At 67.2% G+C, this 12,552-nt stretch carries 15 protein-coding genes; 3 read left to right on the top strand and 12 right to left on the bottom strand.

What is annotated here, in order from left to right; genetic code table 11:
* Positions 1-45: 45 nt before the first annotated feature.
* From JNUCC0626_RS34890 to JNUCC0626_RS34880, 3 genes are read right to left on the bottom strand one after another with little or no spacing between them, the layout of a single operon-like run.
* Positions 46-627: a TetR/AcrR family transcriptional regulator gene (locus JNUCC0626_RS34890; protein ID WP_394614985.1), complete on the bottom strand. Its 582-nt coding sequence runs from the start codon at positions 625-627 to the stop codon at positions 46-48.
* Between the two features lie 27 nt (positions 628-654).
* Positions 655-1,329: a hypothetical protein gene (locus JNUCC0626_RS34885; protein WP_394614984.1), complete on the bottom strand. Its 675-nt coding sequence runs from the start codon at positions 1,327-1,329 to the stop codon at positions 655-657.
* A gap of 29 nt (positions 1,330-1,358) precedes the next feature.
* Positions 1,359-1,877 (bottom strand): SigE family RNA polymerase sigma factor, encoded by a 519-nt coding sequence (locus JNUCC0626_RS34880; RefSeq protein WP_394614983.1) that lies wholly within the window; start codon positions 1,875-1,877, stop codon positions 1,359-1,361.
* A 123-nt stretch (positions 1,878-2,000) separates the two neighbouring features.
* Between JNUCC0626_RS34880 and JNUCC0626_RS34875 the strand changes: the two genes are divergently transcribed.
* Together JNUCC0626_RS34875 and JNUCC0626_RS34870 are read left to right on the top strand one after the other, a co-directional pair.
* Positions 2,001-3,002, top strand: coding sequence for a GntG family PLP-dependent aldolase (locus JNUCC0626_RS34875; RefSeq protein ID WP_394622169.1), 1,002 nt, complete (start codon positions 2,001-2,003; stop codon positions 3,000-3,002).
* Positions 3,002-3,598: an HAD-IA family hydrolase gene (locus tag JNUCC0626_RS34870; RefSeq protein WP_394614982.1), complete on the top strand. Its 597-nt coding sequence runs from the start codon at positions 3,002-3,004 to the stop codon at positions 3,596-3,598. The genes JNUCC0626_RS34875 and JNUCC0626_RS34870 overlap by 1 nt, the downstream gene beginning before the upstream one ends.
* Here JNUCC0626_RS34870 and JNUCC0626_RS34865 read toward each other — a convergent pair.
* The 9 genes from JNUCC0626_RS34865 to JNUCC0626_RS34825 form a co-directional block, all read right to left on the bottom strand.
* The gene (locus JNUCC0626_RS34865) at positions 3,542-4,267 is read right to left on the bottom strand and encodes a potassium channel family protein (RefSeq protein ID WP_394614981.1); all 726 of its coding nucleotides are present in this window, start codon (positions 4,265-4,267) and stop codon (positions 3,542-3,544) included. The two genes, JNUCC0626_RS34870 and JNUCC0626_RS34865, sit on opposite strands and share 57 nt — an antisense overlap.
* A gap of 38 nt (positions 4,268-4,305) precedes the next feature.
* A complete protein-coding gene (locus JNUCC0626_RS34860; protein ID WP_166049133.1) occupies positions 4,306-4,455 on the bottom strand; it encodes a hypothetical protein in 150 nt (49 codons plus the stop codon).
* A 56-nt stretch (positions 4,456-4,511) separates the two neighbouring features.
* Complete coding sequence (locus JNUCC0626_RS34855; protein ID WP_394614980.1) at positions 4,512-5,642, bottom strand: pyridoxal phosphate-dependent aminotransferase; 1,131 nt, start codon at positions 5,640-5,642, stop codon at positions 4,512-4,514.
* A 639-nt stretch (positions 5,643-6,281) separates the two neighbouring features.
* Positions 6,282-7,439 (bottom strand): transglycosylase SLT domain-containing protein, encoded by a 1,158-nt coding sequence (locus JNUCC0626_RS34850; RefSeq protein ID WP_394614979.1) that lies wholly within the window; start codon positions 7,437-7,439, stop codon positions 6,282-6,284.
* Between the two features lie 2 nt (positions 7,440-7,441).
* A complete protein-coding gene (locus JNUCC0626_RS34845) occupies positions 7,442-7,747 on the bottom strand; it encodes a hypothetical protein (protein WP_394614978.1) in 306 nt (101 codons plus the stop codon).
* Between the two features lie 133 nt (positions 7,748-7,880).
* Entirely contained in the window at positions 7,881-8,603 is a 723-nt protein-coding gene (locus tag JNUCC0626_RS34840; protein WP_394614977.1) for an ESX secretion-associated protein EspG, read from the bottom strand.
* A gap of 39 nt (positions 8,604-8,642) precedes the next feature.
* The gene (locus JNUCC0626_RS34835) at positions 8,643-9,935 is read right to left on the bottom strand and encodes a hypothetical protein (RefSeq protein ID WP_394614976.1); all 1,293 of its coding nucleotides are present in this window, start codon (positions 9,933-9,935) and stop codon (positions 8,643-8,645) included.
* A gap of 9 nt (positions 9,936-9,944) precedes the next feature.
* The gene (locus tag JNUCC0626_RS34830) at positions 9,945-10,541 is read right to left on the bottom strand and encodes a DUF3558 domain-containing protein (RefSeq protein ID WP_394622168.1); all 597 of its coding nucleotides are present in this window, start codon (positions 10,539-10,541) and stop codon (positions 9,945-9,947) included.
* A gap of 2 nt (positions 10,542-10,543) precedes the next feature.
* Complete coding sequence (locus JNUCC0626_RS34825) at positions 10,544-11,008, bottom strand: hypothetical protein (protein WP_394614975.1); 465 nt, start codon at positions 11,006-11,008, stop codon at positions 10,544-10,546.
* A 323-nt stretch (positions 11,009-11,331) separates the two neighbouring features.
* Here JNUCC0626_RS34825 and JNUCC0626_RS34820 point away from each other — a divergent pair, with 323 nt between their 5' ends.
* A complete protein-coding gene (locus JNUCC0626_RS34820; RefSeq protein ID WP_394614974.1) occupies positions 11,332-12,519 on the top strand; it encodes a hypothetical protein in 1,188 nt (395 codons plus the stop codon).
* Positions 12,520-12,552: the final 33 nt, after the last annotated feature.

Raw genomic sequence — 12,552 nt, 5'->3', positions numbered from 1 at the left:
CGCGTCCTCAACCAGGGGAACGCGTCAGAGGAACGCGAGGTTGCATCACTCGTGACGCGAAAGGGCCGAACGGAGCATCCTGCCCGCGACGCCCCTCGGGTCGGACTTGAGCTCGATGAACGAGTTGACCACCGAGCCGTCGACCAGCGCGATCAGCTCCTCGATCCGTTCGGCCCCGATGTCCCGGCCCGAGCGCGCGAAGACGTCCGCGATGAGCCCGCGCAGTTCGGTCGACAGCACCCGCATCAACGGCCGCAGGTACGGGCGGCGGCCGGTCGCGACCAGGCGTTCGTAGCGCAGCAGCACGGCCTCGATGTCCGTGGCGTCCTCGCCGACGAGCAGGTCGAGCATGAACTCCACGAGCACGTCGTCGGTCATCTGCTCGGAGATCGACGAGAGCCGCACGCGGAAGCTCGCGAGTTCGCTGCGGCCGTGGTGCTCGACGGCCGCGGTGATCAGCTCGTCGAGGGAGTCGAAGTAGTACGTGGTCGACGCGAGCGGCAGACCAGCGCGTTCGGCGACCGCGCGGTGCCGGACCGCGTCGAAGCCGCCCTCCGCGAACAGGCCGGACGCGGCCTCCACGAGCGCCTGCCGCCTGCGCTCACCCTTGGGCGTTGCTGCCGTCATAGTCGAGCCAGGGTACTGGGCGTTCGGTCAGAACTTGGGCGCCAGTGCGTCCGCGACCCTGCCGACCTGCCCTTTCAGCTGTCCGTCGCCCTCGGCGTAGACGTACAGGTCCTGGCTCTTGGCGGTCTTCCGCCGCTCGGTGCCGGCCGGGGTGTCGAACGACTGGGGCGTGACGATCGCGGTGACCGTCAGCCCGCCGATCCTGAACGCGGCCGACCGGGCGTCGGTGGGGCAGGTGAGCGTGGGCACCTCGGCGCTCTCCGGCGGAACCGAAAGCTCGACGGCGAGGGCGTCGGCGAGCTCTCGGTCCACACCTGCACAGCCCTGCACTGTGCTGTCACCGGCACCAAGGCCGGTGCTTCCCAGCGTGGACCCGTCCCCCTGCGTGGACGTGTCCTTGCCGGCGAAGTTCGTTGGCGGGTTCGCCAGTTGCGGAGACATCGGCGATTCTGCCTCGTTGTTCCGGTCTTGCCCAGAACCCTGGACGGCCAGCGTGCCGCCGTCCTGGCTCGTCCAGCTGTTCGCGGCCACAACCCCGCCGAAGCCGAGCACCACGACGAACGCGGTGCCTGCGGCGATCGAGTTGCGCCTGCGCTGCGCGGCCTTGCGCGAGCCCGTGCGGATGTCGCCGACGTCGAAGGACGCCGGTGGCGCGTCGTGTGCGGCGTCGCGGAACAGGTCCGCGAGCTTCTGCTCGTCCATCTACGTCCTCCTCTCGCTGGTCGCGGCGCTCACGACGCCGGTCGCAGGTCGTCGATCGCGTCACCCAGAGCTTCCCTGAGCGCTGCCAGTCCGCGCGCGGTCTGACTCTTCACAGTTCCTTCCGAGCACTTCAGCGCCTCGGCCGTGGCCGTGACGTCGAGGCCCTCGAGGAACCTCAGCACGAGCACCGCCCGTTGCCGCGGCGGAACTCTGCGCAGGCCCTTCAGCAACGCCTCGCGCGTCGCGACCGTCTCACCGATCTCGTGGTCCGTCGTCGGTGACTCGGGCATGTCGTCGGTGAACTTCTCGCGCCGCCACGGACGGCGGGACTCGTCGATCACCGCGCGCACGACGCTGCGGCGGACGTAAGCGTCCAGAGCCTGCTTGTCCCGGATCTTCCGCCACCTCCTGTGCAGTGCCACGAACGCCGTCTGCGCGAAGTCGTCAGCGCGGTGCCAGTCGCCGCACAGCAGGTATGCCGTTCGGCGCACAGCCTCACGGCGAGCCACGAAGTACTCCGCGAACTCCTGCTCGTCGCGCTGATCCACGCGGACTGCTCTCCGCTCGTTCATCGAGTTGCACTGACTGGACGGAACCTGGGCCACCAACGGTTGCACGAACCATCGGAGAGAGCTACATCACCCCCTCGGTCGTTCACCTGATGTGATGTGATCGGGGGTGTGAAGCCCATTGACCTGCGCTCGGACACCGTCACCCAGCCCGATGACGCGATGCGCCGGGCGATGGCCGCGGCCGAGGTCGGCGACGACGTCCTGGACCACGACCCGACCATGGCCGCTCTGGAGGAGCGGGTGGCTGCGCTTCTCGGCGTCGAGGCTGCCTTGTGGGTTCCCTCCGGGTCGATGGGCAACCTCATCGCTTTGTACCTGCACTTGTCGCGTGGGGATCGGTTCCTCGCTCCGCTCGGTGCGCACGTTCTGGACGCCGAGTTGGGGACCGCGGCCTGGCTGGCCGGTGGGATGCCGCACGCGTTGGTCGACGTGACGCCTGCTGCTGTCGTTGCCGCCGCTGGTGGGGAGTCGCCTTACTACGGGCTGCGGACGACGTTGTTGTGCTTGGAGAACACGCACAACGCTGCCGGTGGCACGGTCACGTCGGTTGCTGCGCACTTGGAGTTGGTCGCCGCGGCTCGGTCTCGTGGGCTGGCCGTGCACCTCGACGGGGCTCGGTTGTGGAACGCGGCCGTTGCTCTCGGGGTGACGCCTTCTTCTTTGGTGTCTGGTGTCGACACCGTGCAGGTCTGTCTGTCGAAGGGGCTCGGAGCGCCGGTCGGGTCCGTGGTGGCCGGGTCTTCGGCTTTCGCCGTCGAGGCTCGGCGAGTGCGGAAGATGCTGGGTGGCGGGGTGCGGCAGGGTGGCGTGCTGGCGGCGGCCGGGCTCGTCGCTTTGGACCGGATTCCTTCGCTGGCCGCTGATCACTCCGGTGCTGCTGCTTTGGCTGCCGGGCTTCGTGAGCTCGGGTGGGACGTGGAGGCGCCGGCGACGAACATCGTGCTGGCGTCCGTTCCCGATCTGGACAAGACGTTGTTGTCGTTGCGCGAGGTCGGGGTTCTCGCCAGTCCGATGTCGGGCAAGGTGCGGTTCGTGACGCACGGGGACGTGGACTCGTCCGACATCGCCGAGGTGCTGCGCCGGGTGCGGGAGGACGTCTGATGCGCTGGGTCGTGTTCGACTTCGGCGAGGTCATCAGCCGCCGCAACCCTGCGCTGCCCTCGATGGCCGCGCGGCTCGGGGTGTCTTTGGATGTCTTCGAGGCTGCTTATTGGGATCGGGACGCCTATGACCGCGGGTCTTCGGATGCCGCTTACTGGGCGTTGATCGGGTCGGTTCTGGGGCGGTCGTTCTCGGCTGACGAGGTGCGGGAGATGACCGCGCTCGACAACGGCGGCTGGCTGGACGATCCGGTGCCCGAGACCGTGGCGTTGATCGAGGACCTGGCCGCTCTCGGTGTGCCCCTGGCGTTGCTGTCGAACGCGCCGGTGACGTTCGCGCGGCTGGCTTCTGTCGCTCCTTGGGCCAAGCACTTCCGGCACCTGGTGTTCTCCGGCGATCTGCTCGTCGCCAAGCCGGATTCGGCGATCTGGGAGCACACGTCGTCGTTGATCGGCTCGTCGGACGTGATCTTCTTCGACGACCGTCAGTCCAATGTGGATGGTGCTCGTGCGGCCGGCTGGGACGCGCGGTTGTGGACCTCAGCCGCCGCTGCGCGCGTTGAGCTCCTTGCGGAGTTCGGCGATCTCCGCCCGTAGGTTCTTGAGCTCTGCGGCCGTTTCGAGCTCGGCGTTCTCGACGCCGCGCAGCTTCTCGACGAGCCAACTCGCGATCGTGCCGGTGATGACACCGAGCAGCGCGATCCCGCCGACCATGAGCAGCCCCGCGACGAGCCGCCCCTCGCCCGTGACGGGGTAGCGGTCGCCGTACCCGACCGTCGACATGGTGGTCAGCGTCCACCACAGCGCGTCGCCGAACGTGGTGATGCTCGCGTTCTCCGCGTGCCTTTCCGCGTCCAGCACCGCGAGGCTCGCACAAAACGCGACGATTGCCGTCACGCCCGCGACATAAATACTGACCCGCTGCCGGATCTTGTCCTGGAACTTCTTGTTCAGCAACGTGATAACGGTGATCAGCCTGAGCACTCTCAGCTGCCGCACCATCGGCAACACCACGGCCGCAAGATCAAAAAGGTGCGTCCTGAGGAATTTCAGCTTGTTCTGCGCCAACGTCATCCTGGTCGCGAAGTCGGCCGCGAACACGGCCCAGACCAGCCACAACACCACTTCCAACGCGAAGTGCATGGCCCCGTGGTCGTCCAGAACCTGCCACGCGTAGGCGGCGAGAAACACCACGGCGAGTGCCGTCAACGGCCACTCGACCTTTCGCTCCCACCGCTCGAGGCGGGCCTCGTTCGCCAACAACACCGCCCCATGGTGAGCGGTGCGCCGTCATTTATCCAGAGTCATCGCTTGGATTTGATCGCACCGTAAGCCGCAGTGCCTGCGAGGAGTAGTCCTCCAATCACAGCGAGCCAGAAAAGGCCTTTCACAACGGCCCCCACCACGGCCAGCACGATCCAGATCGCCACCAGCCACCCGATGATCGCCCACATGTCGACCTCCCTCCGCTCCGTGAACGTCCGACCAAGCCCTTTTGTTGCACGTGCCCTCAGAGCCAGGCCTTCAACCGCCGAAGCGCCTCCTCGACGTCCTGCGTGGCCCCGGCAAACGACATCCGCACGAACCGATGCCCGTCCACGGGGTCGAAGTCGATCCCGGGCACGATCGCAACCCCGGTGTCCGCCAACAACTTCCGACAGAACCCCATCGAGTCGTCCGTCAGATGCCGAACGTCCGCGTACACGTAGAAGGCCCCGTCAGCAGGCGCCAACTTTCCGATCCCGAGATCCGTCAGCCCCTCGAGCAGCAGATCCCGATTGACCTTGTACCGCTTGAGATGTCCCGCGGTCTCCGCGTACGAATCGGCGTGAAACGCCTCCACCGCCGCATACTGCGCCAACGCGGGCGGACACAACGTGAAGTTGCCGGTCAAACAATCCACGGCCCTCCGGAGCCTCTCCGGCAACAACATCCACCCCAACCGCCACCCGGTCATCGCAAAGGCCTTGGAGAACGAGTTGACGACAATCGCATCCCGACTCGTCTCCCAAGCACACCGCAACGGCTCCCCGTAACTGATCCCGTGGTAGATCTCGTCACTGATCAGCTGAACCCCGTTGCCGGCACACCACTCGGCGATCGGCCCGACATCGGCGACCGTCCCAGTGGGATTGGCCGGACTGGCGACGATCACTCCCTTCAACCCGGGATCGAGCATCTCGACCGTGGGCTGAAACCGAGTCTCAGCCCCACAATCCAACTCGACGACCTCACACCCCAACGCCTTCAGGATGTTCCGGTAAGCCGGATACCCGGGCCGGGCCAACGCCACCCGATCCCCAGCATCAAAGGCGGCCAAGAACGCCAACGTGAACGCCCCCGACGACCCGGTCGTCACCACCACGTCATCCGCGTCCACCGCAAGCCCGTACTGCCGCCCGTAATGCCCGGCAATCGCCTGCCGCAACTCAAGAATCCCCAACTGCTCGGTGTACCCGAGCGAGTGCTGCTCAAGGGCACGCGCCGCAGCATCCCGCACGGGCCGCGGCGCAGGGCTGGACGGCTGGCCGGCCGCCAACGAGATCACGTCCCCGTGCGTGCGCTGCCGCTGCGCGGCGGCGGACAACACGTCCATGACGTGGAAGGGCGGGACGTCGGCGCGGGCAGCCACGGTCAGCATGCCGCCAGGCTAACTCCCCACCACCCACCCAGCCCCACGTTCTCGCCGCCCCCGAGGCCCCGCCCCACCCACCAACCGGGAGCCCGCCGACTTGCCGCCCAACTGCCCGATCCCCGGCACCCGACACCTGCCTGTCTGGCATCCGTCTATCCGCCACCCAACTGCTCGGCGCCTGGCAGCTCGCTGGCCGACTGCCCTACACCCAACAGTCCGGCACCCAACCGCCCGCCGACCGACAGTCCCACGCCTGACAGTCCTTCACCCGCCTGCCGGTCGACCTCGCGCCTGGCCCGCGACTCACCGGCCACCCGTCACCGGCCCAACCTCGCCGAGCCTGCTCGCTTCGCCGCCCTCTCCGTCTCACCACCCAGCCACCTCATCTCCCGCACCTCGCCTTCCCTCCCTCACCTCCAGCCGCCTCAACCTCACCTCGGGCCGCTGCCAAAGCCCTCTCCGTCCGCCCTCCACCTTCGGTCCGCACCCCCCGCGCTTCCGCATATGCGAGAGAAACGAGAACAGTGTTTTGGGACATCCATTACCCATGTGGGTGTGGACAAGCGAAACCCGGCCCTTTTCCGTCACGACTTACCAGACGGAGAAGGGCCGGATTCAGGACAAAGCTCACCCGATCGTGGGGCGTTAATACCCTTGGTAGCCGCCGCCCTGGGACATTGCCTTCAGGCCTGGGTGGCCTTCGAAGCCGCCGTAGCGCGAGAAGGTGTAGCGGACGCCGGCGATGATGTTGTCGACCGGGTTCCAGATGTCGTCGTGGCCGGGAAGTTTGTGGGCGTTGAAGGTCGAGTCGATGCACTGCATCAGGCCCTTGGAGGGCGTGCCCGCCTGGGCGTTGGAATCCCAGAGGTTGATGGCGTGCGGGTTGCCGCTCGACTCCTTCTCGATGATCTTCCAGATCTCGTCGATGTTCTCTTCGGTGACCGGGATGCCGTTGGCCTGGAGGATTTTGATGGCCTCGCGGATCCACTCCTCGACGTTGCCGGGAGGCGGGCTGCCCGAAGGCGGGCCACCGCTCGCGCCGAGGCCGCCCATGCCGCCGCCCTCGCCACCACCGCCGCCTCCGCCACCACCGGAAGCGCCGCCTCCGCCGCCGCCGTTGCCCGACGGCGCGGGCTGGGGTGGGGTTGAAGTTGCCGTGGCGGACGTCTTGGTCGAGTCGTCGGGTGGGGCGGTCGGGGCCCAGTCGACGGGCTTGCCGGGGGCCGGGACGAACGACTGGGTGTTCGGGTCTTCCAAGGTCGAGAACTTCGGGGTCAGGGCCGCGGGGCGGCCCTTCAGGGTGCCGGCGGCTGTGTTGACGGCGGTTTCGGCCTGGGAGATGACCGGGGTGGCGTCACTGACGGCCTCGGCCACGTAGCTGCGGATGACGCTGTCCACGTCTTCTTGGGGCTGGCCGCGTAGTTGTTGGCGGGTTTGGCGGGCTCGGCTCAGGAGGTTTTCGCAGATGCGGCTCATCGACGTCTTGGCGGTTTCCAGTGCGCTCGCGGCCGCCTCCAGGTCGGTCGCGGCGTTGGTGAGCGCTTCGGTCATCGAGGTGCCGCACTTGGTCACGTTGCCCATGTAGGCGACGAAGCCGTCGGCCGACTTGCCTTCCCAGCCTCCGTCCAGTTGGGCTACGGAGCGTTGCAGGACGCCTGTCTGGTCGCCGCACTTGCCGGCTGCCTGCTTCCAGCGGGTCGCTATGTCGCGGACGGCCTGGGGTTGGGCGGTCTCGATCTTGTCGGCGAGCGCGGCCAGTGCTGCGCCGCCGGGGAGCGCCGCGACTTCGTCCATCGCGCTCACGGCTACACCGCCCTCATGGAGTTCTTGTTGGCTTCCTCGACGTTGTCCACGTTGGTCCGGATCGCGTCGAGTGCGCCTTCCACCTTGCGCAGCACCTTCTCGGCTGCTTCGAACTCCTGGGCGCCTGCCTGGTCCATTGCGGACACCGCGCCCGAGATCGTGCCGGAAGAGCCGAGTTTCCCGAAAATGTCCGGATTGCCGTACTGGCCGGAAAAGCCGTCACCGATCGCGCCGAATTGCCCGGCCTGACTGCTCACGGTCGTTCGGCACTGTTCCATGGCTTCCGTGTTGAACTTCGTCGCAGCCATGCGCGCCTACCCCCTCAACGTCTGCTCGCTGACCTTAGAACGAATTGCGGCGGGCGGTGCGGCGATTCGCTCTTTCGAACGACGATGCCCGCCCGTCGAGTTCGACGGGCGGGCATCAACGGGGGTTCCGTGATCAGACTTCTTGCAAGAGCTCCCAGATCGAACCGGCGAGCCGATGGTTGTCGACGGGCGTGATCGTGCACCACTGGCGGCCGTCGCTGCTCGGCTTGAGCTGGCGGAGGTATCGCCCGTTGTGCGTGTCGTGGAACGAGACGACGCGTGCGGCGCGGCGTCCGTTGCGCTGCACGCCGAACTGCCCGCGCGTCGACATGCCGTCGAGCATGCCGGCGAGCTCCTGGGCGTCGCCGAGCCGCATTCCCTGCCGCTCCAACGAGGTGATCATGCGTTGCGCGTCCAGCCCGACGTTCTTGGCGGCGGACACCAGCTCGTCGTACGGCATGCTGATCGACCGCCCGAACCCGGCGGGCATCTCGCCGGCGACCGACACCGCGGCCTCGGCGAGTGCCGTGCCGCGGGCCTCGATCAACCACATCTCGTCGCGGTCCTGCACTGCCAGGATCGCCTCGTCGCCGATCGCGGCGGCGAGTCCGCTGATCTGCCGGTCGGCCCAGATCCACAGGTCGATGGCCACCTGGTGGTTGGCCAGCAGTGCGAACCCGTCCGCGAGCTCCGGCACGACCCGCCCGTTGTGGGCGAGCCCGCGCGCCTCCAGAGACTCCCAGGCCCGCTTCACCACCTCGGACTTCTCGGTGTGGGTGATGGAGGGAATCCGCGTGTCCAGCGCGACGTGCGCGGCCGGGAGGCGTTGCGCCTCCCAGACCACGGCGAACTCCACTGTGGACAGAACCACAGAACCTGGTGAGCTCAAAGGGATCTACTTGTCCTTCGGGTCTTCGCCGATGACGGACTGAACCACCATGCGGTCATCACCGAACATCTCGTCGGAGTCGACGCCGTACTTGCGCACGTGCTCGCCGTCCTCCTCGCCCTCACCCTTGGCCCCGCTGGCCGCAGGAGACATGAGCGATCCGGCGCCCTTGCCGCCGACGCCGCCCTTGCCGGCCGCGGCAGCACCGGCACGGTTCGCCTCGGGGCCGACGCCGCTGGCACCGCCTGGGGTCATCGCGCCACCAGGTCCCTTGCCTGCGACACCGGTGCCACCTGCGCCGCCGGCACCTCCGCCGCCGGGGCTGCCCTTAGCGCCTGCGCCGATGGTGCTGGGCGCGCCCTTCGGGCCGGTGGGTGCGATGGGCGTCTTGGGTGCCTGGCTGGGACCGCGTCCGCCGCCGACGACCTGAGCGCCGCGCGCTCCCGTTGCTCCGCCGGCTAGTGCGGCTGCGCCGGTGGCAGCGGCGGCGAGGCCGATGGGCGGGGCGCCGATCGGCTTGGGGAAGCCGGGGCCCGCCGCGATGGGGGTGCCGGGGCCGGTGCCGGGCATGACGCCGGTGGAGTTGCCGGGGATGTTCGGGATCGAGGTGCCCGGGGTGCCGGTGAAGCCGGGCGTGCCGCCGGGGCTGCCCGTGTAGCCGGGGCCGCCGGTGATGCCGGGCGTGGCGCCGGTGCCGGGGGTGACGGCAGGGCCGACCGAGGTGGAGACGGCACCGCTGGCGACGACGATGTCCGGCGGGGTGTTGGGCGCGCGGAACCCGTTGAGCGAGTTCTGGCTGCCGTTCACGTAGCCGTTGAGGCTGTCGATGGCCTGCTGGCGGGCCGCGTTGGTGGCCGCGACTTCCTTGGCGTGGTCGGTCTCGATGCCGAAGAAGCCGCCGACCTTGTCGCCGAAGTTCTGCTCTGTGTCACCGCGCAGGTCCCCGGACGGCGGCGTGCTGTAGCGGGCCTGGCTGGTGCTCTCGCCCTGCTGCGTCATGGCCTGGGAACTCTGGTTCGACGCCTGGGTGCTCTGGTCGAGACCGGCGGCGACGACGTCCGTCTTCTCGTTGCTCTTCTCGCCTGCTGCGCCGCCCCACTCGATCTTGAGGACCTTGAGCTGGTCCCGGATCGTGCGATCGACGCTCTCCAGCGTGTTGGCCAGCGAACGCAGTGCGTCGGAGGCCTCACCGAACCGCGAGGCCATCGAGGTGCCCGAGAGCTTCTGGACCTCGGCTGCGAGCTCGCCGTTGGACCAACCGTCGAAGTTCCAGTCAGTCAGCTGCCGATATCCCGACATGACTCCCCCTCACTTCAAAGTCTTGAGTGTCGCAAGCGCGAATCCGGCGGCCTTTTCAGCGTTTCCACACAGGACGGACTGGCCTTTTTGGGATTCGGTGGTGGTGCTCGGGATGTAACTGACCATCAGCTGCTGACCATCAGCCACGTCGATCGACACCGAGCAGTCGAAGTTGTCGGTGCCCTTCAGAGTGATCTCGACAGCGCCGAAATCAGCAATCTTGATGACCTTGCTTTCGACATTTCCGTCGCCTTCGATCCAGTAAGACACGCCTTTGTGCGTCACCGCACCCACCGTGTAGCCGAAGCCACCCGTTCCCGTGTACCGGCAGCCAGGAGATTGCTGCCCATCGACCAGGCTCATTTGCCTGGGAGTGGCGACTTCCACGCCGATCTGACTCATGTGATCTGCCGTGAGCAGCTTGCAGGCGTCCACGGAATCGACCTTCAAGATCGACGGACGCGCGGGCAGGTTGCCCGAGGACTCGTTGCCGGACGAACCGGTCGTCTGCGTCGCAGCGGTCGGATTTCCGGTCTCGCCAGTCGTGGTGCACGCAGAGACCGCCGCCGCACAGATCAGCACGGCCACAAGTTTGGAGAAATTCATGGTCACGCTTTTGCCCTGAACGTCGCAGTGATGTCTTCCTCGCTGAGACCGTACTGCTGAGCAGACTCCTTCAGCTGATCAGAAAGGCTCTTCAGGGCATCGATGTACGCCTTGATCCGATTTCCGTACGAGTCCGTGTTGCCAACCAGCCGGTCGTTCCAGGCCGCAACGACATCCGCAGTGACCCGGTCATCCCCCACGGACTTGATCCGCAGGAGCTCTGCCTTGTCGTTGTACGCCTTGTCGAGCAGCAACCACTGGTCGTGGACGACTTTGCCCGCCTGGAGGACCGTCTCCTTCTCGACGTGGAACTTCTGGGTCCCCCCGCCGCTCCCGAAGCCCTGCGTGACGCGGTCCATGACCGCGTCGGCGGCTTTCAGGGCGCCGAACGCCACTCCCGCCATGCCGCCCGTCACTGCCGAAGCGGCACCGAGAACGGCACCCGCCCCCGCGTTCTCCTGTGTCACGACGTCATACCCCCGTACGGTCGGTAACGGTTCGGTCCCTCTTCGCAGGTTACCAACGCCTGCGTAAGACGTACCTGTGGTTGGACGAAGACCACCCCCTGTCGGTTCCACCTCACGCTCAGTGTCGTTCCTGGTGGCGCACCGCGCTGATTCCGGTACGTTCCGCGACCGGGAGAGGACGCGACTCGATCTACTGCCTGGGGGAACACGTGAACGGCCCGTTGCCGCCTTATCAGCCGCACCATCCGCATCAGCAGCCTTATCCGTTCCCGCCTCATCCCGGGCCGCCATTTCAGACGCCTCCCAAGAAGCGGCGCACTGGATTGATCATCACGGCTGTGGTGGCGGTGGTGGTGGTGTTGCTGGGTGGTGGTGTCACCGCGGTTTTGTTGATCTCGGGTGAGGATCGGCCCGTTGTTGCCGAGAAACCTGGGCCCGCTGATGGTGATGTGCTCGAGCAGCGGACTTCGGCGGACGGGGTGATGTACGGCGAGGTGGCCGTGATCGATGCCTGCACTCTCATGCCTGCGTCGTTGCTCGAGGAGACCGGCTTCGGGGATGTGGCGAGAGGGGGCCACAGTCAGACGTACGTGCCCAGGTCTGTGCCTGCGGCGCTGGCCACGGTGAAAGGTGCGAACGACGGCATCACGGCGTGCCGGTACGACGTGCGGCAGGAGGGGCGGATCGACTTTCTGGCGATCTCGGTGGAGCAGGAGCCGTTCAGCGAGCCGCTGCCGGCCAGGGCGATCGGCGACGACGTCGCGGCGACCATCGGTGGTCTGCGGGCCTTCAAGGCCAAGGAGAAGAAGGAAGGCGACTTCTTCACGCGCATCCACAGCGCTGACGGCAGCGCCGCGGTGTACGTGAGCGCGGGACGGCTGAACGACAACAAGGGGTTCGACTACGAGGCGGCCCACGACAGGTTGCTCGAGAAGATCGCACTCAACTTCGCCGCGGCGCCCAAGGGGCAGACCAGGTTCGCGTACACCGGCCGCTATCAGAGCGTGCCGCCCGCCTGCGACATCCTCACGCAGGAGATCTTCGAAGAGGTCACCGGGAGCGAGGACTCGGGGGTGGTGCAGGCCGACATCTCCGAGAACGAGGTGTTGAAGGACCTCAAGAACGGCAAGTACGTGTACGTGACAGGGCAGATGTGCCAGCGGTCGACGCCCGAGTGGCACGTCCGCAAGCGCGGGAACAGCCTCGAGATGGACCTGTCCATTCACAGGGACGCCACGATGCCCCCGATCAACGAACCCGACTGCGACCCGAACTCCAGCTCACGGCGGCTCTTCGGCCCCGCCACGCCCGCGCCCGCGAAGATCGGGGACGGCGACGCGTGTGCGTTCTCGATCGGTGAGTCGCTGCAGTACTCCTTCAACGTCGGGCGGACGACGGTGCGCCTCTCCCCGTACGGGCCGTGGGTGCCGAAGGACCAGGAGGAGTTCGCGGTGAAGTTCGCGCCCGTGGCCCAGCGGCTCGCGGACGAGGTGCGGAAGGCGATCGGATAGGGCACAGGTTGTCGGGTGCGCGGCGACCTGAGC

Origin of the sequence: Lentzea sp. JNUCC 0626 (assembly GCF_043632865.1) — a bacterium.
Taxonomy (GTDB): Bacteria; Actinomycetota; Actinomycetes; order Mycobacteriales; family Pseudonocardiaceae; genus Lentzea.
The sequence above is the reverse complement of the archived record's forward strand: the minus strand, read 5'-3'. Positions and strand labels throughout refer to the sequence as shown.